The sequence below is a fragment of the Tenuifilum sp. 4138str genome, assembly GCF_041102575.1.
GTDB classification, from domain to species: Bacteria; Bacteroidota; Bacteroidia; order Bacteroidales; family Tenuifilaceae; genus Tenuifilum; species Tenuifilum osseticum.
This window is the reverse complement of record NZ_JBGCUE010000004.1, coordinates 183,113-206,150: the sequence shown is the minus strand read 5'-3', so window position 1 is coordinate 206,150 and position 23,038 is coordinate 183,113. Positions and strand designations below refer to the sequence as shown.

General features: G+C 42.6%; 20 protein-coding genes and 1 tRNA gene. 6 read left to right on the top strand and 15 right to left on the bottom strand.

The window, feature by feature from the left end; all coding sequences use genetic code 11:
• Positions 1-105 precede the first annotated feature (105 nt).
• Both AB6811_RS05900 and AB6811_RS05895 read right to left on the bottom strand, forming a co-directional pair.
• Positions 106-4,680: a tail fiber domain-containing protein gene (locus tag AB6811_RS05900; RefSeq protein ID WP_369489516.1), complete on the bottom strand. Its 4,575-nt coding sequence runs from the start codon at positions 4,678-4,680 to the stop codon at positions 106-108.
• A gap of 48 nt (positions 4,681-4,728) precedes the next feature.
• Complete coding sequence (locus AB6811_RS05895; RefSeq protein WP_369489515.1) at positions 4,729-5,229, bottom strand: T9SS type A sorting domain-containing protein; 501 nt, start codon at positions 5,227-5,229, stop codon at positions 4,729-4,731.
• Positions 5,230-5,353: 124 nt separating this feature from the next.
• Here AB6811_RS05895 and AB6811_RS05890 point away from each other — a divergent pair, with 124 nt between their 5' ends.
• On the top strand, positions 5,354-6,061 hold the full coding sequence (locus AB6811_RS05890) for a phosphoadenylyl-sulfate reductase (RefSeq protein WP_369489514.1): 708 nt from the start codon (positions 5,354-5,356) through the stop codon (positions 6,059-6,061).
• A 26-nt stretch (positions 6,062-6,087) separates the two neighbouring features.
• On the opposite strand, the gene AB6811_RS05885 is transcribed toward AB6811_RS05890, so the two are convergent.
• The 3 genes from AB6811_RS05885 to AB6811_RS05875 all read right to left on the bottom strand — a co-directional run bounded on the left by AB6811_RS05885 (position 6,088) and on the right by AB6811_RS05875 (position 7,691).
• Positions 6,088-6,158, bottom strand: a tRNA-Cys gene (locus AB6811_RS05885).
• A gap of 54 nt (positions 6,159-6,212) precedes the next feature.
• The gene (folB, locus tag AB6811_RS05880) at positions 6,213-6,569 is read right to left on the bottom strand and encodes a dihydroneopterin aldolase (protein WP_369489513.1); all 357 of its coding nucleotides are present in this window, start codon (positions 6,567-6,569) and stop codon (positions 6,213-6,215) included.
• 30 nt (positions 6,570-6,599) lie between these two features.
• Positions 6,600-7,691, bottom strand: coding sequence for an SPOR domain-containing protein (locus AB6811_RS05875; protein ID WP_369489595.1), 1,092 nt, complete (start codon positions 7,689-7,691; stop codon positions 6,600-6,602).
• Positions 7,692-8,143: 452 nt separating this feature from the next.
• On the opposite strand from AB6811_RS05875, the gene AB6811_RS05870 reads away from it, so the two are divergent.
• A complete protein-coding gene (locus tag AB6811_RS05870; protein WP_369489512.1) occupies positions 8,144-8,392 on the top strand; it encodes a hypothetical protein in 249 nt (82 codons plus the stop codon).
• A 114-nt stretch (positions 8,393-8,506) separates the two neighbouring features.
• Here AB6811_RS05870 and AB6811_RS05865 read toward each other — a convergent pair whose 3' ends face one another.
• The 3 genes from AB6811_RS05865 to metG all read right to left on the bottom strand — a co-directional run bounded on the left by AB6811_RS05865 (position 8,507) and on the right by metG (position 13,542).
• Entirely contained in the window at positions 8,507-9,808 is a 1,302-nt protein-coding gene (locus AB6811_RS05865) for an OmpP1/FadL family transporter (RefSeq protein WP_369489511.1), read from the bottom strand.
• Between the two features lie 795 nt (positions 9,809-10,603).
• The gene (locus AB6811_RS05860; RefSeq protein ID WP_369489510.1) at positions 10,604-10,786 is read right to left on the bottom strand and encodes a hypothetical protein; all 183 of its coding nucleotides are present in this window, start codon (positions 10,784-10,786) and stop codon (positions 10,604-10,606) included.
• A 722-nt stretch (positions 10,787-11,508) separates the two neighbouring features.
• Positions 11,509-13,542, bottom strand: a complete 2,034-nt coding sequence (gene metG / locus AB6811_RS05855; RefSeq protein WP_369489509.1) for a methionine--tRNA ligase — start codon at positions 13,540-13,542, stop codon at positions 11,509-11,511.
• Positions 13,543-13,783: 241 nt separating this feature from the next.
• Between metG and AB6811_RS05850 the strand changes: the two genes are divergently transcribed.
• Positions 13,784-14,707, top strand: coding sequence for a S66 peptidase family protein (locus AB6811_RS05850; RefSeq protein ID WP_369489508.1), 924 nt, complete (start codon positions 13,784-13,786; stop codon positions 14,705-14,707).
• On the opposite strand, the gene AB6811_RS05845 is transcribed toward AB6811_RS05850, so the two are convergent.
• A complete protein-coding gene (locus tag AB6811_RS05845) occupies positions 14,699-15,337 on the bottom strand; it encodes a hypothetical protein (protein WP_369489507.1) in 639 nt (212 codons plus the stop codon). The two genes, AB6811_RS05850 and AB6811_RS05845, sit on opposite strands and share 9 nt — an antisense overlap.
• A 62-nt stretch (positions 15,338-15,399) precedes the next feature.
• On the opposite strand from AB6811_RS05845, the gene AB6811_RS05840 reads away from it, so the two are divergent.
• Both AB6811_RS05840 and AB6811_RS05835 read left to right on the top strand, forming a co-directional pair.
• Positions 15,400-15,777 (top strand): YraN family protein, encoded by a 378-nt coding sequence (locus tag AB6811_RS05840; RefSeq protein ID WP_369489506.1) that lies wholly within the window; start codon positions 15,400-15,402, stop codon positions 15,775-15,777.
• Positions 15,778-15,797: 20 nt separating this feature from the next.
• Positions 15,798-16,130, top strand: a complete 333-nt coding sequence (locus AB6811_RS05835) for an MmcQ/YjbR family DNA-binding protein (RefSeq protein WP_369489505.1) — start codon at positions 15,798-15,800, stop codon at positions 16,128-16,130.
• A gap of 342 nt (positions 16,131-16,472) precedes the next feature.
• Here the strand turns inward: AB6811_RS05835 and AB6811_RS05830 are convergent, their stop codons facing one another.
• Entirely contained in the window at positions 16,473-16,649 is a 177-nt protein-coding gene (locus AB6811_RS05830; protein WP_369489504.1) for a hypothetical protein, read from the bottom strand.
• Positions 16,650-17,173: 524 nt separating this feature from the next.
• On the opposite strand from AB6811_RS05830, the gene AB6811_RS05825 reads away from it, so the two are divergent.
• Entirely contained in the window at positions 17,174-18,019 is an 846-nt protein-coding gene (locus AB6811_RS05825; RefSeq protein ID WP_369489503.1) for a hypothetical protein, read from the top strand.
• 80 nt (positions 18,020-18,099) lie between these two features.
• Here AB6811_RS05825 and AB6811_RS05820 read toward each other — a convergent pair whose 3' ends face one another.
• From AB6811_RS05820 to AB6811_RS05800, 5 genes are all read right to left on the bottom strand, one after another.
• Positions 18,100-19,095: a DUF4837 family protein gene (locus tag AB6811_RS05820; RefSeq protein WP_369489502.1), complete on the bottom strand. Its 996-nt coding sequence runs from the start codon at positions 19,093-19,095 to the stop codon at positions 18,100-18,102.
• A 66-nt stretch (positions 19,096-19,161) separates the two neighbouring features.
• Positions 19,162-20,271 (bottom strand): lytic transglycosylase domain-containing protein, encoded by a 1,110-nt coding sequence (locus AB6811_RS05815; protein WP_369489501.1) that lies wholly within the window; start codon positions 20,269-20,271, stop codon positions 19,162-19,164.
• A 105-nt stretch (positions 20,272-20,376) separates the two neighbouring features.
• Positions 20,377-20,550, bottom strand: coding sequence for a Sec-independent protein translocase subunit TatA/TatB (locus AB6811_RS05810; RefSeq protein WP_369489500.1), 174 nt, complete (start codon positions 20,548-20,550; stop codon positions 20,377-20,379).
• An 11-nt stretch (positions 20,551-20,561) separates the two neighbouring features.
• Positions 20,562-21,881 (bottom strand): RIP metalloprotease RseP, encoded by a 1,320-nt coding sequence (gene rseP / locus AB6811_RS05805; RefSeq protein ID WP_369489499.1) that lies wholly within the window; start codon positions 21,879-21,881, stop codon positions 20,562-20,564.
• Positions 21,866-23,038 (bottom strand): 1-deoxy-D-xylulose-5-phosphate reductoisomerase, encoded by a 1,173-nt coding sequence (locus tag AB6811_RS05800; protein ID WP_369489498.1) that lies wholly within the window; start codon positions 23,036-23,038, stop codon positions 21,866-21,868. The genes rseP and AB6811_RS05800 overlap by 16 nt, the downstream gene beginning before the upstream one ends.

Genomic DNA, 23,038 nt, shown 5'->3' with positions numbered 1-23,038 from the left:
AACTAAAAGGCAGGGAAAGTTTAATGTCACAAAAGGGAACGCTTAAAATATCTTATAAAAAAAGATTTAGGGGTGAGCCTTTGCATTGCTCACCCCTTTGATAAATCATTTATTCTGTTTTACTACTTCAATCAAAAGCCTTTGTAATTCATTAATCTGCTCCTGAAGGTTGTTTATTTGCTGTTGCTGTTCTTTAATCGATTCTATTAAAACCGGAACTAACTTAACATAATCGACCGACTTAACCCCATTTTCATCGGTTTGAACTAGCTCAGGAAAAACTTTCTCAACATCTTGAGCTATCACGCCTATCTGGGTTCCAACGGGGAAATTGAATTTTTCAATCCCTTTATTAGACTCTTTGTCGGAAACAATTCCCTTTATTTCCTCATTACTCTTCCATTCAAAGGTAACGCCTGTAATTTTACTAAGCTTTGCCAATGAACCTTTCAATGGAGTAATATTGTTTTTCAATCTCTCATCCGATGGATTTGTGAATGTTCCTGATACATAAACATTTCCGGAAAAATAACCAGCATAGTTGGTAGTTCCATTTGCACCATAGCCATAAACACCGTATCGTGTTCCTGTGCCGGCTACACTTGCTACACCGTATACTCCCATATATCCACCATCGCCTTTTACGCCTATACCCCAACCAGTAGTGTTAAGTTTATGTTCACCTAGTACAGCTGGATCGTCAACTGCATTAGTTCTATCGTCATAAGAAAAAAGTTTGGAGCCGGTTGGATCAACATTAACCCCAACATTTGCATTAAACTTTAATTTTTTATTGTCAAATTCGCCATAGATTAAGGGAGTGCTAGGGTTAACATCGGTGCCAATAACAAGAGCATTAGATACGTTCTGGAATGTCCCATAACCAATTTTGTATCCAATAAAGACATTCTTTGACCCGGTGTTACTCCAACCGGCAGAGGTTCCTAAGTAAATATTCCCTGAACCAGTTGAATTTATTGAACCAGCATTAGTACCAATTATTACATTCTCATTACCTGTTGTTAACGAACTACCTGCTCCACCGCCAATCAATATCTGTTGATGTCCTGTGGTGTTGTTTTTCCCTGTCCACCTACCTATCATAATATTGAAGTAACCTTCAGTATTATTCTCACCAGCCGATGTACCAATGAATATATTTTGGCTTGAGGTATTCTTGAATCCAGCTAAATCGCCAATAGCGATGTTATTTTGGCCGGTTATACAAGAGTAACCTGCTTTATTACCAATGTAAACATTATTATAGCTGTTGTTGAAGCGACCTGCTGCATAGCCAATGAACACATTAGTAGTTGCATAAGTTGATGATGTTGAGTACCCAGTGCTATCGCCAATAAAAACATTGTACTGAAGATTAGTACCTGTGTAACCAGCAGCTTTGCCCAAAATAATGTTACTAACACCAGTTTGATTGGAATAACCTGCATAATCACCTATAGCTATATTAGAATTTCCAGTAGTATTACTCCGTCCACTCTGATTACCTATAAATACGTTGCTATTACCTGTAGTATTAGCTCTACCAGCATAATTGCCAAGAAAAGAGTTGTTAGTGCCAGTGGTATTATATCTGCCGCTTTCGTTACCAATAAATACATTATTACCAGCTGATGTGTTTGACATCCCGGCCCTTAAGCCAATAAAAATATTATTGGAACCATCAACATTTGCATACCCCGACTGGAAGCCCAAAAAGGTATTATAAGTACCTGAAGTGTTTGCTCGACCAGCTTGATAGCCTACAAATAGGTTGTAGCTTGCAGTATTTGAGTAACCCGCATCGTAACCAAGAAAGGTGTTGAAATTTCCGGAAATATTGCTTAAGCCGCTGCTAGTACCCAAAAAAACATTATTGGAACCAGTTGTATTATTAAATCCACTTCCTATACCTACAAATACGTTGCTGGAGCCTGAAGTATTAGCTCTACCCGTTGTTGTTCCTAGAAAAACATTGTAGTTTCCGGTAGAGGTTGAGTATCCCGACTCAAACCCAATAAAGACGTTCTTTAAGCCACTTACAATTGAGTACCCTGCTGACTCACCAATGAAAACGTTACGTTCACCGTTTGTGGCATTGGAACCTGCCTTGCTCCCAATGTAAACATTCCCACCCTTGGTGGTATGCGCCATACCCGCCTGGTAGCCAATAAATGTATTATCGCTTCCAGTATTATTCAACCCTGCCTGGTAACCTAGGAAAGTGTTCCAGTTTCCTGCATTGTTCAGCTTGCCAGTCTGGTACCCCAGAAAAGAGTTGTATAGCCCTGTGGTAATTGACATCCCCGCTTCATATCCAATAAGGTAATTATCCTTAGTTAGTTGAATGAGTTGTGCGGTGCTTTTCCCGTTTGTGAGCCCACCTACAGCAAAACCGCCTTTCGCCCCTTTGGTGGGGTTCTCGTTCAAGTATATCCTGGCCGAGTCGGGGTTGACAAACAGTAGGTCCTGCGATACAACTTCTTTGGCCCCGGTCAGCCCTCCCACGGCAAAACCGCCCTTGGCACCCTTGATGCTGGGGCTCTGCTTAACATATACTCTGGCGCTATCGGGTGTTATACGCAGGTACTCTACCAAACCGCCCTTCGCTCCGGTAAGTCCCCCTACCGCAAAGCCACCCTTGGCTCCTTTAATGGCCTCATCCCTTATATTTATGCGTACCCCTTCCTGGTAAACCCCAAAAATTACCTCGCCATTGCTGTTCTTCACCTCAAATATTGGATCATCGGGGTTTGCTGTTGGGTTACCTACCACTACCAGGCCTTGGGCAAATGTAAGGTTTGGCAGGTTTGTGATGCTGCTTGCACCATTCCACACCGCCATCTGGCCGCTTACGCCGCTTCCTGTCACCCAGCTAGGGGTTTGCCATACCACCCCACTTGTCCCTCTGCTAAGGTACTGCCCCGATGTACCGGAACTATTACCGTAATCAACAAGCAATCCCCGCAATCTCATATTTCCATTAACGTCGAGGCGCTGGGTTGGTGTAGTGGTATTTATACCAATATTTGTAGCGTTGTTATATATCAGGCTACTGGCCGCCCAGGACGTCCCGTCGTGGCGTAGGGTTTGGCCTGTGGTCCCGGCAACCAGGGGACCCGGGGGGCCCTGTTCTCCATCCTGTGCCAGGATTTCCCACGAATCGCCATCCCATATGTATGCTTTTTTGTCGGCAGAGTTGTAGTATGCTTGGTTGGTTGTTGGTGAGGAGGGGGAGGCAGGAAGCGTTCCTAACCACTGTATCGATATACCATCCTGGCCAGCAGGGCCAGTTGGAGCCTCAAACTCTACCCAGTGGTCGGGATCCACTCGGGGCTGAAGGGTAGAAAGGTAAGGTGAGGAGCCCTCTAGAATCCACATGCTGTTTGCAGTCCCGCCAGAGTTCAACGCAAATACGTAATCTCCCGGATCATAGGTAGTCCCGCTTACCCAGTCGCCTCGATTATTTAAACCCGTACCCGCTGGGCCCTGAGGTCCTTCTGGGCCCTGAGGCCCCTGAGCGCCTGGCAAACCGTCCTGGGCAAGTATCTCCCACGAATCGCCGTCCCAGATGTACGATATCTTGCTGGTGGTATTATAGTAGGCCTGGTTTAGCTGAGGGGATCCAGGAGCGCTTGCGAGGCTGCCCAACCACTGGACAGAAATTCCATTTACGCCGGGATCACCTTGAGGGCCTTGTTCTCCTTGCGGCCCCTGTGGCCCAATGGCACCATCCTGAGCTATAATATCCCACCCCACTCCGTTATAAACGTACGATTTCTTTTCGGTGCTGTTGTAATATGCGTGATTTATACCTGGATTAGAGGGTGCATCAGCTAAAGCTCCTAACCAAATCAACGAAATACCATTTGAACCAGGCTGCCCTTGTGGGCCCTGTAATCCCTGAGGCCCTTGGAGGCCAACTGGTCCAACTTCGCCGTCTTGAGCAATAATTTCCCAGGAATCGCCGTCCCAGACATATGATTTTTTTGTAGTAGTGTTATAGTAAGCATTATTTAAATTAGGTGCAATTGGTTCATTATCAAATGAACCCAACCAAACAATCGAAATGCCATCTAACCCAGGTTCTCCCGGTTCGCCCTTTGGCCCCGCAGGCCCTTGATCGCCCTGAGCACCTTGAATCCCGGGCAAACCATCCAGTGCCAGTATTTCCCATGAATCGCCATCCCAAATGAATGAAGCCTTGTTCATAGTATTGTAGTATGCCTCATTTCGCGATGGGAAAGCAGGAGGGTTTGGCAATGAACCAAGCCATTTCATCGATATACCATCGGAAGCAAATAATGCATAAGGAACCGATAACAATCGCTGTATTCCCATGTCGGTAAATCCTGCAGCACCCTCAGGCATTATTTCAACTTTTAAGTAAATATCTCCACTTTCCCATGGAATCTCTGAAAAATTTCCTTGAATAATATCGCCTAAACCAATTGGAACGTTTACAATGCCCAGCCCATTTGTGGCTGAAATCCTACTCTCTGAGTAGTAAACTGTGCTGGCATCATTATTTGTTAGGCTAAATCTAAAAGTTACCTGTTGGTTTGCTAAAACCTCTCCACTAGAGTTTCTTATTACACCTTGGTAATTGAATGCTCTTGGAGATTGCGACATTGCGCCAATGGTTATCAGAAAAGATAACAACACCATGCCAATATTTTTCATGGCTAAAAAGTTTTGGTTAGACTTTTAAAAGGCTATAAAAAGGGTAAGTTACTCCTTTACCAGTTTAACAATCCGATTCAGATTATCCTTCTCCAGCGTTACTTTTAGCAGATAAATGCCTGAACGCATCTCCGATAGATTTAGCTCAGTGGGTACCGATTGCTCAACATTCATAACCTTTGAAATAACCTTGCGTCCAGTTATATCATATAAGTCAAATGTTGCTTTACCGCTCGCATTGGGTATTTCAAATTTAACCTTTACGTAATCCCTTACCGGATTAGGGTATATGGTAATGTCGTTTTGAGTAATTTCAGGTTTATCAACCGATGTGGCAAACAGGTTTCCCTGCTGGAATCCCTGAGTCAAAATAAAATCAGCTGATGTGAGGGTAGTATAGGCAACCTCGCCCAGTGTCCAACTAATTGATAGCCCTGCTGATGAGTTTTCAAAGTATCCACCTCCAGCGGCAATTACCTGCATTGGTACGTCCTGCGACCATGCCGTTAGTGTGAATAGCGATAAAATTAATGTGTAGATTTTCTTCATTTTGTATTATTTTAAATTTGCATAATGAGCAAGTTAGTAAATTATAATACCAAAGTCAATTTTTTTACATTAATTTGAAGTTTTGTGTTTCTAATTTATCGTTTGGAGTGTTAAAATCAAAACAATGAGAGAGAGAGCATTAGTTTTAAACGAAGAGTTCAAAGGGAAAGATGCCCTTCAGGTGCTTACATGGTTCCTGAATGAGTATAAAGGGAGAATTGCTCTGAGTTCCAGCATGGGTGCGGAAGATCAGGTGCTTACCGATATGGTAATGAGGATTGACCCTGAAGTAAAAATTTTCACCCTTGACACGGGACGATTATTCTACGAAACCTACGAACTTATTGAGCGCACCTCGCTGAGGTACAAAAAGAATATTGAAATATACTTTCCATCGCCAGCCGAAGTTGAGAGAATGGTCACCGAAAAGGGAATTAATCTGTTTTACCAAAGTATTGAGAATAGGAAGGAGTGCTGTAGGATTCGCAAAATAGAGCCCTTGAAAAGGGCTTTCAAAGGGTTAGAGGTTTGGATATGTGGTTTGCGCCGCAACCAGTCAGCTACCCGAACCGAAAACCAAATGGTTGAGTGGGACGAGGCTAACGGCCTTATTAAGCTTAACCCGCTTATTGATTGGAGCGAACAGGACGTTTGGGAGTATATTAAAGCTAATGGGGTGCCCTACAACCCCTTGCATGACAAAGGTTTTCCAAGTATTGGCTGCCAACCTTGTACCAGAGCCATTGAACCCGGTGAGGATGTTAGAGCCGGCCGTTGGTGGTGGGAGAACCCCGAGACCAAAGAGTGCGGTTTACACAATCGGAAGAAATAAAAAAAGCCCCTTTGGGGGCTTTTCTGAGGTACCGAGCGGATTCGAACCGCTGTACGTGGTTTTGCAGACCAGTGCCTAACCTCTCGGCCACGGTACCCTTTGGCACTGCAAAGATACAAAAAAAATTAATCCTGCAAATTTTTGTGGGCTTTCAAAACTTGCGTTCAAGCGAAACGCTCACCTTTTCAACTTTTCCTCCGAGTGGTGGGTTTAACTTTGAAACTTTTACCCATACCCTTTCCACGTTTTTGAATTTATTGTGTATAGCTGAAACAATACGCTCCGCAACATGCTCAAGCAGCTTAGATTTTAGCTGCATTTCCTCTTTGATCAGATTGTAAACAACCTGATAATTCACAGTATCATTTAAATTATCGGTAAGTTGAGCCGCTTGTGTTTCGACCTCAATTAAGATGCTTACCTGAAAATGATTCCCTACAACTTGTTCCTCTTTGTAGCATCCATGGTAAGCGTAAAACTCCATGTTCTCAATCTCGATAATTGCCATCGGTTAAGATATTATGTGTGTGGAGTATAACTAAAGGGTTAAAAGCCAGGCTTGTGAGGTTAAGTGCAAACCACGCACTCGCTCCAATTCCCTCAAGGCTCTATCGCGATTAGTAAATTGGTATATTATCACTCTGTAAACATTGTTGCCCGGTAAAATGAATGGTTTATAGCCCAAACGCGATACCTCATCAATTAACTTTTGGGCGTTATCGCGGCTAGCAAAACTGCCAATTACAATATAGAAAGTCTTACTCTCCTCGATAGGTTTATCCTGAAATAAAAGGGCACTTTTTTTATCAATTGGAACTATTACACTTGTGTGTTGTTTCACTTCGCTCCTTGAAACAGCATATATGGAACTATCGGTTGATTGATTTTGAACTGAAGCCGAATCGGATTTGACTACATTTAACGGCTCCTCATGATTGCTAGGTGGATTGCTTTCATCAGGAACAACTACTGCCACTTGCGAAACGTTTTCGGACTTGTTCCCTTCCCAGAATCTTAATTCAGGAATAAAGATAAATGCTGCAACAACACCTATAACCATAACAGCAGCAAATAAACCTGCTGCAAACGACCGCTGAGACTTTTTGGGAGTTGCAGGAATATTTGATGGTGCTGATTCAACATTAACTGTAGGAGTGGATTTATCTTCCTTGCGATAAGTTGGCATGGATGTACCAAAATCCTGATTAGCTTCAACCTTTGCAGTTCCTTGATGGCTAACAACAATATCAACTGGTGGTAGGAATGTTGTTGCTAGAGTATCATCGGCAATCAGTTCAATTCCTCCATCAACCCCAGTTTTGAGTGAACCTATTCCGGGAATAGAAACTGTTTTATTCTGTTTTACGCTATTCAAAAGAGTTTGACAAAACTCTTCAACTCTTCTACTTGCCTCGCTTTTTGAAAGACCATAACTTGCTTCAAGGTAATTCTCAAGTGCCTCATCGTTAAATGTTCGGTTAGGGTCAAAAACAAAGTATTCCTTAGGAGGCAGAAGCGTTTTGCCATCGTTGGCTAGCCGAGCGGATTCGTACTTCCGTACAATACTGCCAAGCCCCGGAAGGCTAACATAATCGTTGGTTTGCAAAATTTTTTGCACTATAGCATTCAATTCCAATGCTGTAGGGTGTTTGGGGTTTAACTAACAAATGTATAAAATTATTTGGGTTAAATCAAAATGGTTGGGTTATGGTTTTCAAAAAAATACGTTCAACTTTTTTAAAATAAAGATAAATGTCGTTTAGCTAAGAAAAATATACATACCTTTTGTCATTCTGAGTGAAGCGAAGGAACCCTAATCGATCCCATGAGATGTTTCGCTTAGCTCAACATGACAATAGTTTCACGAGCAACGAACAACGTTTCCAGCCCCGTAGGGGCTAAACATTTGTAACACCGTGGCTACTCCCACACGTATAGCGATGCACGCAATGCATATGCCAAAGAGCAAGGGTGAGGCTTTGCATCGCAAAGGAAAAACATTGCAAAAAGTGATTTACACGTTCTTTCTTGTCTTGATACAAGAAAGAACCAAAGAAAATCAAGGCTGAAAAGCCCGACCCGATGGGTACCCCGCGTGTGGAACTGCCACGCGATACAATTCGCCACGCCTTCGGCGTGACTCATGTGGTATCGCTTACAAAACCCACCGCCACGTTCCACCCCCGACCCATTGCCGGGTCTGGCTTTTATGCCATTGCTAATATCATTCCTTTGGGGTTGAGGAATTTCATTAACAGAAGGAATGAAAATACAAAGAGATGCTTCGGCGAAGTCTTTCCCGGTAAATCGGGACTCAGCATGACAGCGTAATGTTTCGCTTGCGCGCAACATGACTAATAACCTTAACTAAACAACACTGAAATAAAGATAGAAATAGAGGTTGCCCATTAGGACAACCTCTATTACATAGACTATCTACCCTTCCTAAAACTTGTACCAGAAACCAATTCCCATAGAGTATGATGGTCCGTTTTCATATTTCTGATTAAAAGGAACAACCCATTCGGTTGATTCTACTTTACGCTCTTGTGTAGCCAAACCAACCTGGAACCCTAAGTCGAAACCTAAGTTTTCCTTTAGCTTTAAGCTAGCGCCAGTGTTGAGCCAAATGGTGTTATTCTCAAATTCCATTTCCGATTGATATTGCCTTTTCATCTTATAGGGAGCATATGTACAGCCAACACCCCAGTTGAACTTTTCGGTAAACTGGTACTCAGCAGCAACCCCAAAATCGATACCATTATGGTAGTATTCGGCAACGTTAACTCCATCAACATCCTCATCGAGTGAGAGCATGGAGTATAGTGAAACATTCATGTTATAGTGCAAGGTTAGCTTTTCGTTAGCATTATAGGCCACGCCAAGGTTATATGTTGGGACATAGGTTGATTTCACCGTATCGCCATCGGTAAATAATCCACCACTTTTGTTATCATTAACCCTGGTTTCAAGTTCCATTTCAGTGAAGTAGCGGAAAGTATTTGCTATTAGTAGATTTGGCATAGGTTTTAGGTCAACGCTTCCAATAAAACCAAAACTTTGACCTGTAAAATCTACATCTATTTCAGTCCGTGGAATAGGTACAGCAGATGGTGTAGGGGTATAGGTGATATCCAACCAACCCTCCTGATGGTTCATCTGGCGGGAATACTGAAAAGCGCCACCAACCGATAACCAATCGTTAACACGATAGGCTGCACCTAGCCAACCCCCTACACCATAAGCAGAACCTTTAAAACTAGTTTTAACACCATAATCGGTTACTGCGCCAGGCAGCAATCCACCCATTATACCAGTAATCACATTGAAATAACCCAAACGCTCAAATGTTGGTAATCCATCGTTATAATTGCCGGCGCCACCACCATTGGTGATTCCTGCAAACATAAATAGCGCAAACCTATCCTTTTTATAGGTAAGATTTAGTGCTGGATAAAGAAGCGAACTGGTTTTACTCTTGTACTCTAAATTATTAGCGGTAAAATTACCATTATCGAAAATGCTTTTGGTGGAGTAGAAAGGAATTGTAGAGAACTCAAGGGTAAACCCGTCGTTTCCCCAAACGGTTCCTGCTGGGTTGTAAAAGGGAGCATCGGTTGTGGTTGATGCATTTCGGTTTCCGGTCTTCATTTTGGAAGCACTACCATTATTGGCAGGATTGTAATCGGCCATAGCCACCATGGTTCCAAGCACAAAAATGCTAAGCAATAAAATGTTTCTTTTCATATCAGTTTGGTTTAAGGTTTGATTTTCAAAAAATTCAGTTCAACATGTAGGGCAGGTAGAAATTTCACCCCTAACCCAATTGTTAATGAGCGTTAACAAAAGTTGTTTTTAAATGGTGATTATTCGTTCAAATAAAACTTTGAACCTCCGAAATGTTGTTCTTTTAAATTATGAACAATGCATTGAACAGCTCTTTTTGGCAGGAAAACTCGTTATTGCCACGGTATGTTTGGTACTAGTTAATGACCATTGCTAATTCAATGTTGTTTAGTTAAGGTTATTTGTCATGTTGCGCGCAAGAGAAACATTACGCTGTCTTGCTGAGTCCTGATTTATAGGGATAGACTTCGCCGAAGCATCTCATTGCTCATTTTCCTCAATCTTTCGAAGAGATCCCCCGACTTTGCTCGGGATGACAAAAAACCTATCTTCCTTTCTGCTCACTTGTCATGCTGAGCTAGCCGAAGCATCTCTATCTCCCTTAATTCCTTTTGATTGGTTTTACGACAATCGCTCTTTGCCATGCTTTTCTGTTGCGATGCAACGCTTTCCCCTTACTCTTTGGAAAATGTATTGCGTGCATCGCTATACATGTGGGAATAATCATGGTGTTACAAATATTACGCCCCTACGGGGCTGGAAGCGATGTTCTTTAGTCGTGGGAAATGACCTCACCCCCTCCCCTCTCCTGATAGGAGAGGGGATAAGCATTTAGGAGACCTTTTTGCAGAGTTAAAGTCTCCCCTTTCAGGGGAGATTTAGAGGGGTCGTCTAGGTTAAATATAGAAAACGGCATCATCCCAGCCCTATTTCCTGAGAAGGAATGGGGCCGAAGAAGCAAGCAGTGGCATAAAAGCCTGACCCGGCAATGGGTCGGGGGTGGAACATAGCGGTGGGCTTAGTAAGCGATACCACATGAGTCACGCCACAGGCGTGGCGAATTGTATCGCGTGGCAGTTCCACCCGCGGGGTACCCATCGGGTCGGGCTTTTCAGCCTTGATTTTCTTTGGTTCTTTCTTGAATCAAGACAAGAAAGAACATGAAAATCACTCTTTGCAATGTTTTTCCTTTGCGATGCAACGATTCAATTTCGCTCTTTGGAATATCATAGCGTGCATCGCTTTACATACGGGAGTTCCATAGTGTTACAAATTTTACGCCCCTACGGGGCTGGAAACGGTGTACGTTGTTCGTGTATCGTTGTTCGTAAATGCCATTCTGTGTAACACCATGTTACACTTTGAAATCCTGTGAAACTTATTTAGTTGATGGCTGACAGTTGATGGTTGTTAGTGAGGGTAATGTCATGTTGAACTAAGCGAAACATCTCATGGGAACGATTAGAGATCCTTCGCTGCGCTCAGGATGACAGGCATGTATATGTTTGTTAACTAAACGACATTGATTGCAAATTACCGTGTTTGCCAGAAACTATGAATATCTTTCTCTGCAAGGTTAGTTATGTGTTTAGCTTCGCTCAATTTGACAAGTAACCATATTTAAGATTGATTGAAACACATGAAGGCAAAAGGATCCTTTTCATCAATAGGAGTACGTTACCATTTAACTCGTGAACTATAGCTTTACAGCAATCAATAATTGTTTTTAGGAAATGGTAAACCAATATTGCTAAGCTGTAATGAATAATAACAAAAAGGCCGCCAAAAGTGGCGGCCCTGATAACCATGCATGTTCAGGTTTACTTTACTGTTGAACCATTTGATACCGAATCGGCCGGTATAACCAGCTGTAACCTTCCATCTACATCCTCGGCCATAAGAATCATTCCATGCGACTCAATTCCTCTGATGGTTCTTGGCTCAAGGTTTGCCAGAACTACTACCTGTTTTCCAACCATTTGCTCGGGCGTAAAGAACTCAGCTATGCCCGAAACAATAGTACGGGTATCGACTCCGGTATCAATTTTCAGCTTTAACAACTTTTGTGTTTTCGGTACCCTCTCTGCCTCAAGAACCTTAGCAATGCGAATGTCCATTTTGGAAAACTCATCGTAGGTAACTGAATCTTTCAAGGGGGTTACCTTGATATTTGCCCTCTCGTTAGCCTCTTTAGCTTTCCGTAACTTTTCGAGCTGCCTCTCAATAACGTCGTCTTCAATCTTATCAAACAGAAGCGATGGCTCGTTCAGCTGGTGACCAGGCAACAAAAGATTATCGCCACCTGCCAAATTCCAGTCCTTCCCATTTAGGTTTACCATTGCTCTAATCTTTTCAGCGGTAAATGGAAGGAAAGGCTCTAATAATACTCCAAGGTTAGCAGTAATCTGCATGGAAATGTTCAGTATGGTTGCAACCCTTTGTGGGTTTGTTTTGTAAACCTTCCAGGGTTCAGTGTCGGCAAGATACTTATTACCAAGACGGGCAAGGTTCATTGCCTCCTTCAATGCTTCGCGGAAGCGGAATTCATCAAGGTTTTGCTCTATGGACTGTTTAAGCTTGGGTATCTCGGCCAGGGTTTCGCGGTCGTAATTGTCAAGTTCGGCAATTGCAGGCACCTTTGAATCAAAATACTTCTGTGTAAGAACCATTGCACGGTTTACAAAGTTACCCAGAATTGCAACCAATTCACTGTTATTACGGGTTTGGAAATCCTTCCAGGTGAAATCGTTATCCTTGGTTTCGGGCATGTTGGCGGTAAGAACGTACCTGAGCACATCCTGTTTACCGGGAAACTCATCGAGGTACTCATGAAGCCATACAGCCCAGTTACGCGAGGTAGATATTTTATCGCCCTCAAGGTTAAGGAACTCATTGGCAGGAACGTTATCGGGTAGTATATAGCTACCCTCTGCCTTAAGCATAGCAGGGAAAATGATGCAATGGAAAACAATATTATCCTTTCCGATAAAATGGATTAGCCTGGTTTCAGGATCCTTCCAGTACTTCTCCCAGTTTGGTGTTAACTCCTTTGTTGCAGAAATATATCCAATTGGAGCATCGAACCATACATATAGCACCTTTCCAGTAGCCCCTTCAACCGGCACGGGAACACCCCAATCTAAATCGCGGCTAACGGCACGTGGCTGTAGGCCTTGATCGAGCCAACTCTTGCACTGTCCGTAAACATTTGGTTTCCATTCCTTATGCTCTTCCAGAATCCATTTTTCCAAATCGGGTTGGAAACGGTCTAGTGGTAAGAACCAGTGTTTGGTTTCCTTCATCACAGGCTTTGACCCACTGAGCATGGACCGGGGGTCTTTTAAATCGGTTGGACTAAGGCTTGTGCCGCATTTTTCGCACTGGTCGCCGTAGGCGCGGTCGTTTCCGCAATGTGGACAAGTTCCCATGATATACCTATCGGCCAGGAATTGACCTACCTCCTCATCGTAGTACTGTTCCGTTGATTTCTCAATGAATACACCCTTATCGTATAGCTTCCGGAAAAATTCACTGGCAGTGTCATAGTGCACCTTTGAGGTTGTTCGGGAGTAAATGTCGAAGGCAATGCCAAACCTCTCAAAGGAATCCTTGATGATTGCGTTATACTTATCAACAACAGCTTGGGGTGAGGTGTTTTCCTGACGTGCCTTAATTGTAATAGGTACCCCATGCTCATCGGATCCGCACACCGAGATTACCTCAACTCCTTTAGCTCTTAGGTAGCGGGTAAAAATATCGGATGGTATGTAAACTCCGGCAAGGTGACCTATATGAACAGGTCCATTTGCGTAGGGCAAAGCCGATGTAATCAGGTAACGCTTAAATGAGTTCATCTGTCTTGTATTAAATATCTTAGTATTTCAATGGTGTTTACTAAAAAAGCTGTAGGTGTGACTTTGTAGGCAACCAATGCATATGTATCCATACCCAGCTATTTAGTGCCACAAATCTAATTGATTTTCTTTAAAGAACCGAAAAGTATTTCAAGGTGAATAAGTAAAACCTTAATGACAAAAATGAGATTTATTTCAAAAAATAATCTAACTTTAAAGTCCATTTTTTTACAACAGGTGCATGGAAAACATAACACCCCCATACCTACAACCAGGCGATACAATAGGGATTGTTGCTCCAGCTCGATCAATAACCCGTGATGAGCTACAGCCGGCCATTAGGTTTTTAACATCACAGGGTTTTTTAGTTAAAACAGCACCACACCTTTACTCTAAACACTACCAGTTTGCCGGCACCGATGGCGAGAGAGCTCAGGATTTAATGGAGATGATTGAAGATCAATCCGTGAAAGCTATTCTTTGTGCTCGCGGAGGATACGGCACGGTAAGAATATTGGATTTATTAAACTTACGGAAGCTTCAACATAACCCAAAATGGATTATTGGCTATAGCGACATCACCTTCTTGCACAGCTTAATTACTGGCTGGTTTGGCATTGAAACGCTCCATGCCACCATGCCCATCAATTTCCCCGATTCTGTTCAAGGAAACCAATCGACCATGGCGCTGATTAGCGCTTTAAAAGGTGAGGCCCTGCACTACGAATTAAAACACCATCCCTTAAACCTTCCTGGACATGCCACTGGGGTTCTCATTGGCGGAAACCTTTCCATCCTTTCATCGCTCAGTGGCACAACAAGCGAGATGTCCTATAGCGGTAGAATTCTATTCATTGAAGATGTTGATGAGTACCTCTACCATATTGACCGCATGATTATGCAGCTAAAGCGTTCAGGCAAGCTTAAATCAATTGCCGGGCTTATTGTAGGACACTTTAGCGACATGAAGGATAACAGCGAACCTTTTGGTTCCGATGCCTACGAAATTATTTACAGCGCTGTTAAGGAGTACCGAATACCTGTTTGCTTTGGATTTCCTGCTGGACACGCAGAGCCTAACCTCCCTTTAATTATTGGTAGAACCGTTGAATTAAAGGTTAGCGATGAAGGGGCAAAAGTAGGATTTTACAGGAGTTTAACTTGATATTAGCTCATTAAACCCAACCGGAATAGTAAACAGGGTTTGCGAAATCTGCATGGGTGTAATACTTAAAACCTTTATGCTGCTTCGCAGTTTCCGGAACCGGGTACGGTCAATTACCATCAATGGCAATATCCCTTCGGGTTGTGGTAAACTTACCAATTCTTCAATAGCTGATCCAGCATTGGCCAATGCACTGAAAAGTTTAGGAGCAAAGTCGTACTTTGTTTCCGAGACCCAATATGTTGTTTCAGTTTGAGTGGCTACGTTTTTTACCCTCCTCTGGTAACACCTGATACCATTAATTTCAATATAGTTCTCTGACTTTAGAATACTAACATTTGAAATTGCGGGAGAATTATCTACCTTAACTTTGGAGTACATCCTATTGCTGAATGATACCAGGTAGGTTGATCCACTTTCCACATTGGCAATGTAGGACCGTATCAACTTACCACCTTTACTAAACTCGTTAACACGTATTAAGTTGCCCTTAATGTAAACCTCAACCTCTATGGTATCGTATGCACCCTCGCGAACAATATTGACTTTACCCTCAAAACCGCCTACCTTTGAGTAGGCGTTTGTGGATAGCAGTAAAGTGAAGAATGCTATGTAGCAAATAAACCGCAAGCCCAAAAAAGAGTTGATCAACAAAAATTTATATCGATTTTTGTTAAAAATTGTTTCATAGAATGGTAGAAAAAATTGGTGGCAACAAGGATTTAGGCAGTAAGGGCGAAGAAATTGCTGCGAGTTACTTGGCTGCAAAGGGATATAAAATTTTACACAGGAACTGGCACTTTGGCCACAAGGAACTCGATTTGGTGACACAGCTAAACGACACCCTTGTTATAGTGGAGGTTAAAACCCGAAGTACCCACTACTGGGAGGAGCCCAAGGAATCGGTTAAACGGAAAAAGCAAAGAATGATTGTTGAGGCTGCCGACGAGTATGTCCAAAGGCATAACCTTGATTGTGATGTGCGATTCGATATTGTTTCAATTGTAATCAACCATGGCTTACCACCTGAGATTGAGCATATTGAAGATGCATTTTACCCAACACTATAATCTTCAGCAATTACAGACCCATGAATATTGAACTGATTAGAGAGCATTGCATATCAAAACCAGATGTCACTGAAAGTTTTCCGTTCGACGACGACACCCTGGTTTTCAAGGTGAACGGGAAAATCTTTGCCATGGTTAACCTTAGTGGGGACACACAGCTTAACCTTAAATGCGATCCTGAACTCGCCATAGAGCTGCGTGAAAAATACATGGCTGTTCAACCCGGCTATCACATGAATAAACGCCACTGGAACACTATAGCAATAGATGGGTCAATACCCGATGCATTGATTTTGGATTGGATTGACCATTCCTATAATTGTGTTTGCTTAAACAAGGGGAAACGTAAATAAGGTAGTAGAAAGAAGAAGTGATTCAAGAATAAATTTCCTATATACGTAGTTAAGGATATATCATTTTGAGCGTTAGGGAAAAAGCCCTTTGTCATGCTGAGCCCAGTCGAAACATCTCATTGAACTTACAACTCTTTATTAATTGAGATTCCTCAACCAGCTCGGAATGACAATATCCCTAACACCCTTTGTCATGCTAAGCCATGTCGAAGCATCGCTTTGTACCTTTTACCATTTGATGAAAACCCTCGACTGCGCTCGGGATGACAAAACGCTTACTTTTTCTACTCCGTTGTCATGCTGAGCTAACTGAAGCATCTCATTGTCCCCTCATCCCCTTTATTAATCAATGAGATTCCTTAACGAGTAAGGAATGGTGTAAGCAGAGGCATAAAAGCCTGACCCGGCAATGGGTCGGGGGTGGAACGTGGCGGTGGGCTTAGTAAGCGATACCACATGAGTCACGCCGCAGGCGTGGTGAATTGTATCGCGCAGCAGTTCCACCCGCGGGGCACCCATCGGGTCGGGCTTTTCAGCCTTGATTTTCTTTGGATCTTTCTTGTAACAAGACAAGAAAGAACATGTGAATGGCTCTTTGCAATGCTTTTCCTTTGCGATGCAACGTTTCAGTGTTGCTCTTTGGAATATGTATTGCGTGCATCGCCCAAAATTTTGAATACAACAATACCCAGGGTTAAAACCCTGGGCTGGTTTGATTTGCCCTTTCAGGGCGATTAATGTGCGTGTCCAAAGACGTGTGATAACTGTTGAGTTTTTAAATCTTAAATTTTAAATCTTAAATAAATCGAGATTCCCCGATTAGCTTGGAATGACAAACCGCTGGCATTCACACGCGATGAAACGTTGAGATAAAACAAACTCTAACTTTTTCTATTCCTCATGGAGGATAGACTAAACCAAGGTTAAAGTAATTTCAAAATTTTAGTTGGATAGTAGTGATAATTAATGGAAAAACGGTAAGAGTTAATTTGAAAAGTGTAACTTTGGTATATTATTTGATTATGTAACTAAAAAATTTAGCCATGAAACCAGTAGTTCACCTTTTAACAGTCCTTTTGCTTGCCATATCGGTTAGTGTGCAGGCACAGGAATCGTTTATTGTTACAAGAATAAACGGTGTGGTAACCAACAACAAAACAGGAACTCAGCTTAAAGCTGGCGATGTGCTTCAACCATCGGACAAGGTAACGTTCGACTCGTTTGACTCCTACGTAATATCCATTGGACAAAACATGGGGCGTTACATGATTAAGCTGCATGAGCCACCAGCTCCTGAAACCATTCAACAGCTATCGGCCATGGTTAAGGATATTGCTGTTCCCACCAAGCGCAGAAGCCTTATGGCTGAGCGTTACCGCCCCGATGAAACCACCGTTTCCGACCTCCGTTCCTACTTTGGCAATGACAAGTTCACCATTATTGGCGATAATATTGCTGTTCCAATTAACCCCCAATCCTACCCCATTGATGAAAATAAGTTCGTGGTATTCTACTACCGGGTGAATAACAATCCGGTTTCAAAAAAGATTGGATATGAAAACACAACGCTTTTCATTGAACGCGATAAGCTTGTAAACACAAATGCCGGCGTAATTACCCAAAACGAGATACCTTCGGTTGCAGTTTACCTATACGAAAGGAACACAAAAACCAGCGAGGAGATTACAAAGTTTAATCTGGCCTTTGTTGACAAGGAAACTGTAACCAATGAGTTTATGACCATTATTCCAATCCTTGTAAAACAGAAAATGGGCAAGGATGAAATCAAAAAATACTTAATTGAATACTTCTACGACTTTTATGGTGCTACCGATTCGCGTTCCATAAAAGCCTTTGTTGATGAACTGGTTGATACGGCTATTAAATAAATATTCGCAAAGTAAAGGGGTGCATTATCTGCACCCCTTTTTTTAGTGGTTAAATTAAAAGTAATTTAATTGAAGAAGATTTACTTTTTAATAATCTCCATGGTGTAGAGCAAAGCCTCAACCTGTCGGAGGTAATTACGTTTCTCCTTTGATGGAGCATAAACGTATGCCTCAGCAACAATAACCCTTTGGCGTTCCTCATCAACAGTAATATGGCTGATGAATGGTCCACCCATTGGATGCTTATATACATCCCACAAACCACGCATAACTCCGTAATAACGATTTTTGAACATCATATCGGTAAGTTGCGGAACAATAACGCTGCTGGTAGTCATATACGAGCCCTGAGTTGGACCACTAATGGTTTTAACAAACTCATTGCGCTTAGCCAAAAGGTAGTCAACCGTAAAGGTATTTTTTGCTGTATAGGGGAATGTGTAAAGAATAATGCCCTGGCTTGTAAGCGGAGTTTCATAGGATATCCAAGCAATAGTGTCGTGGTCAAAGTTCAGCCTGTAGCCTTTAGGGAAATACATCGAAACACCATACTTCTTTTCAAGTGCTTCCCTAATGGGCTTTTCTTCATAAGTAATGGCATTCTGTATCACCCTATCGCGTTCAGCCTGCTCAAAAATGCTTACAACTTTATCGCGCTCCTTTAGTAGGAGGTCGTAAATTGATTTATAGCTAGGCCCCGAGATGTAAAGAATGGTTTGAGGTGCAGCCCAAACATCTCTTTTAAGAGACATTTTTGCCTCCTTGGCACCCTTAACTATATCGTTAAAAATTATGTTACGATGTGGCTTAAAGATATCGGTAAACGCTTCGGGTGGAATCATCACCATATCGAACCTAGGCTCGCTTTGAGGCAAAAAGGGAACATCCTCAGTTAAAATATCGCTATACAGCTTACCCAGTGAATCGCCATGAAGTGCTTTTGGCAGTATTACCACAAGCTCATTAGCACTTCCGGTTACATTGGGTAAAAGCGACCGCTCACTCTTGCTCCCCTTTTTGCATGATGGGCTAAGTGCAACTGCAGCCGCAAGTATTATTATCCACCTACTTTTCATAATATTAGTTTTGATTTTCAAGATAAACGCCTATAAACAATATTTATTGCTAACGCCTAAAACCTTTCAGAGATTTTTAGGGTTAACCCAAATAACAATGTTTTGGCCTGCAGTTATTGTGCTATCCAATCCGGGATTCCACCTGTAAATATCCTGGAGGGTGCAACCAAACTGCATTGCTAACTTATGCAGGCTATCGCCATTCTTAACGGTGTAAACCTTACGGGTTAAAGTGCTATCGACAGCTAACGCAGGCAAAACCTTAGGTTTTGATGTGTTCAGGTAAAGTTCCTTTGATTTCCTGATAAATAAACCAGTTTTATCAGCAGGCAACCGTAACACCTGAGGGGAAGGGCCCTCAGGGATATAATCGTAACGATAGGTTGGGTTTAGAAAGCGAATAATATTGATATCAATATCAATGGCTTTAGCCATAAGGTTAAGATCGAGGGGCTTATTTACGCAAACTGTATCGGTTTGGCTTTGAGCTAAAGCTACAGGAGCAGGCGTAATGCCATGTTCATGGTAGTTATTCATTACATAAGCAGCGGCAATAAATGCCGGCACATAGTTTTGCGCCGATTCAGGGAGGAGTGGATAAAGCTTCCAAAAATTCCTTTCGCCGTTAGCTCGCTCAATGGCATTCCTAACGGGCCCAGGTCCAACGTTATAGGCTGCCAGTGCTAAACTCCAGTCGTTAAAAGTTCTGTAAAGGTATTGCAGGTACTGAGCGGCTGCCTCAGTAGATTTCAAGGGGTCCATTCGCTCATCAACAAAGTTGTTTACCTGAAGGTTAAACATCTTGGATGTATTAATTTTAAACTGCCACAACCCTACTGCTCCGGTTGGGGATATTGCCAATGGGTTTAATGCCGATTCAACTACTGCAAGGTACTTTAACTCCAACGGCAACTGGTATTTGCTGAACACATCATCGAAAAGGGGGAAGTAGTAATTGGCTAAGCCAATCATTTTAGAAATTTGCTCACGACGCTCAATTGTAAAAATGTCGATATATCGCCTTACATGGGGATTGTAATCAAAATCAATGGGCGAGTTCCGGCCAATCTCCGCGAGCTGGCACTCAAAGTAAAGGTCAGGTTTTAGCCTGGCTGTGTCGGTTTGATTTGTGGGGACGAAAATGGGAAGATTTTCAATAGCATCAATTAAAGACACTATAGGGTTTTGTCCCCTATTTAATTTAACAGGGTTTGAAAACCCGTTTAAAAAGACAAGTGAGAAAAGTGATAAAAGACACCACCTAAATCGTAAAAACATAAATCATTCCTTTTCTTTATCCTCTTGATTCTCGGCTTCTTTTATACCTTTTTTAAACTCACCTACGCCTCTACCCAGGTTACGCATGAAAATGGGTATTTTGCTTGCGCCAAAAATTACCAGGATAACTATGGCAATAACAAGCAACTCTCCACCCCCAATAAATAATGTTAGCATACAGAACTCTTTTACCTGAAAAGTTTAACAATATCGTTTATGTTGGCATATAAAAGCAAGGCTAAAAGGATTGCCATGCCAACAAGCTGAGCGTATTCAAGGAACTTATCGCCGGGTTTCCGCCCAGTAATAATCTCGTAAAGCAAGAACATTACATGGCCACCATCGAGCGCAGGTATTGGAAGAATGTTCATTATGGCGAGGATAATGGATAGGAATGCAGTTAAGCTCCAGAATGCCTGCCAATCCCAGGTTGAGGGAAAAATTTTACCAATTGTAATAAACCCGCCAACCGATTCGTATGCTTTGGTTTTGGGCGAGAAAATTAGCTTAAGCTGTTTTAAGTAGCTCGAAATGGTTGCAAAACCCTTTTTAACACCGGCAGGAATTGAGTGAAGGAACGAATACTCCCTGTGGCTGAGCTCAAAGAACTTTCCTAAATCGGCAACAGGGTAAACCCCAATAATGCCAGTTTCGGGAACATCAACATTCAGGTCGATAGGGTTTCCGTTGCGCTCAACGGTTACTTTTACATTTTTCCCCTTACTACGCTGCATTTCGGATTTAAACTCATCAAAAAACTGTGCAGGTTGTCCGTTTAAGGCAAGCAGCCTATCGCCTTTTATAAACCCTGCCTTTTCAGCAGGTTCTCCTGACTTAACTTCATCTACTACAAATGGGATGCGCGGGAAAAAAATAATAGGGCTTTTGACAAGCTTAGCCACATAATCCTCATCTATTTTAATGTTCAATGTATCGGTGCCACGTAGAACGGTAACGTCACGATTCTCATTTAGCAGAATATCATGAGCAATTTGCTGAAAGTTTTCAATCTCCTTACCACCTACATACAGTATTTTATCACCATTCCTAAAACCTAACTCTGTGGCTAAGGAATCGCAGGAAACACCGTATTTAAGACTTTTCGTAGGAAGGTAATCTTCGCCCCATGTGTATAGAACTGCGCTATAAATGAACAAGGCCAGAATAACATTGACAAGCACTCCGCCAATCATTATTAGTAAGCGTTGCCATGCAGGTTTAGAGCGGAACTCATAGGGCTGTGGGGGTTGCTCGAGCTGCTCCTTATCCATGGACTCGTCAATCATCCCTGAAATTTTCACATAACCACCCAGCGGTAACCAACCCACTCCGTACTCGGTTTCGCCACGCTTGATTTTAAAAAGCGAGAACCAGGGGTTGAAGAAAAGGTAAAACTTTTCAACTCGGGTTTTAAAAAGCTTTGCAAAAAGAAAGTGCCCTAGCTCATGAAGAATAACCAGGATTGAAAGGCTTAAAAAGAATTGACCAGCTTTTATGAGTATCTCCATTTTATGATGTTTTTATTAATGAGTTCAACTGATTTTATTCGAGTTTCGGAATCGGTTTGAATGTAATCGGCAAAGGTAGGTTGCCCAATAAACGGTATGGCTTGCATAGCACCTTCAACAACCTTTGGGATTGCCATAAAGCTAATCTGCTCCCTCAGAAAAGCATCAACAGCTACCTCGTTGGCAGCGTTAAGCACGCAGGGCATATTACCCCCTGCCCTTAACGATTCGAGAGCCAGGGCAAGGCTTGGAAACCTATTGGTATCGGGTTTTTCAAAGGTAAGGGTGTGACTCATGGAAAAATCCATGCGCGGGAAACCTGAGTTTACTCTCTCAGGGAAGGTGAATGCGTACTGTATGGGTAGTTTCATATCGGGTAAGCCCATTTGGGCTTTTATGGCCCCATCAATGAACTGTACCATTGAATGTACAATTGATTGCGGATGAATAACCACCTTAATTTGCTCCGGGTTAAGGCCGAAAAGCCACTTGGCCTCAATAACCTCAAGTCCCTTGTTCATCAGGCTGGCTGAATCGATAGTTATTTTTTGCCCCATACACCAGTTAGGGTGATTAAGTGCATCGGTCTTGGTAACATGCATGAGTTGCTCCAGGGAATGGTTGCGGAATGGACCACCCGATGCAGTAAGTATTATTTTTTCAATGGGGCTGCGCTCGCCTACCAGGCATTGAAATATGGCGGAGTGTTCGGAATCGACCGGGATTATTGGAACCCTTTTTTGCATTGCCGCTTTAGTAACCAGCTCGCCGGCAACTACCAGGGTCTCCTTATTTGCCAATGCAATGGCCTTGCCTGCCTCAATGGCGCTAAGCGTGGGTTCAAGCCCGGCAAATCCAACCATGGCTGTAAGAACCATATCGACCTCGGACGACACGACCGATTCCACTATTGACTGTTTGCCGGTATATACCTTAATGGGATGATTTGCTAGGGCTTCTTTTACTCTTTGATAATGACTCTGATTTGCAATAATTACGGTGTTTGGCTGAAATTCAATGGCTTGCTGCACTAAGAGCTCCCAGCTGTTTTGGGCTACGAGTAGCTCAACGCAAAATATATCGGGATGCTCCCTAATAACATCGAGCGCTTGAGTACCAATTGAACCGGTAGAACCTAGTATTGCAATTCTTTTCAT

Excerpts from the sequence above, each read along its gene's own strand:
- AB6811_RS05900 (WP_369489516.1), bottom strand. The coding sequence starts at position 4,680 with ATGAAAAATATTGGCATGGTGTTGTTATCTTTTCTGATAACCATTGGC.
- AB6811_RS05895 (WP_369489515.1), bottom strand. The coding sequence starts at position 5,229 with ATGAAGAAAATCTACACATTAATTTTATCGCTATTCACACTAACGGCA.
- AB6811_RS05890 (WP_369489514.1), top strand. The coding sequence starts at position 5,354 with ATGAGAGAGAGAGCATTAGTTTTAAACGAAGAGTTCAAAGGGAAAGAT.
- folB (WP_369489513.1), bottom strand. The coding sequence starts at position 6,569 with ATGGCAATTATCGAGATTGAGAACATGGAGTTTTACGCTTACCATGGA.
- AB6811_RS05870 (WP_369489512.1), top strand. The coding sequence starts at position 8,144 with ATGGGTACCCCGCGTGTGGAACTGCCACGCGATACAATTCGCCACGCC.
- AB6811_RS05865 (WP_369489511.1), bottom strand. The coding sequence starts at position 9,808 with ATGAAAAGAAACATTTTATTGCTTAGCATTTTTGTGCTTGGAACCATG.
- AB6811_RS05860 (WP_369489510.1), bottom strand. The coding sequence starts at position 10,786 with ATGGGTACCCCGCGGGTGGAACTGCCACGCGATACAATTCGCCACGCC.
- metG (WP_369489509.1), bottom strand. The coding sequence starts at position 13,542 with ATGAACTCATTTAAGCGTTACCTGATTACATCGGCTTTGCCCTACGCA.
- AB6811_RS05850 (WP_369489508.1), top strand. The coding sequence starts at position 13,784 with ATGGAAAACATAACACCCCCATACCTACAACCAGGCGATACAATAGGG.
- AB6811_RS05840 (WP_369489506.1), top strand. The coding sequence starts at position 15,400 with ATGGTAGAAAAAATTGGTGGCAACAAGGATTTAGGCAGTAAGGGCGAA.
- AB6811_RS05835 (WP_369489505.1), top strand. The coding sequence starts at position 15,798 with ATGAATATTGAACTGATTAGAGAGCATTGCATATCAAAACCAGATGTC.
- AB6811_RS05830 (WP_369489504.1), bottom strand. The coding sequence starts at position 16,649 with ATGGGTGCCCCGCGGGTGGAACTGCTGCGCGATACAATTCACCACGCC.
- AB6811_RS05825 (WP_369489503.1), top strand. The coding sequence starts at position 17,174 with ATGAAACCAGTAGTTCACCTTTTAACAGTCCTTTTGCTTGCCATATCG.
- AB6811_RS05820 (WP_369489502.1), bottom strand. The coding sequence starts at position 19,095 with ATGAAAAGTAGGTGGATAATAATACTTGCGGCTGCAGTTGCACTTAGC.
- AB6811_RS05810 (WP_369489500.1), bottom strand. The coding sequence starts at position 20,550 with ATGCTAACATTATTTATTGGGGGTGGAGAGTTGCTTGTTATTGCCATA.
- rseP (WP_369489499.1), bottom strand. The coding sequence starts at position 21,881 with ATGGAGATACTCATAAAAGCTGGTCAATTCTTTTTAAGCCTTTCAATC.
- AB6811_RS05800 (WP_369489498.1), bottom strand. The coding sequence starts at position 23,038 with ATGAAAAGAATTGCAATACTAGGTTCTACCGGTTCAATTGGTACTCAA.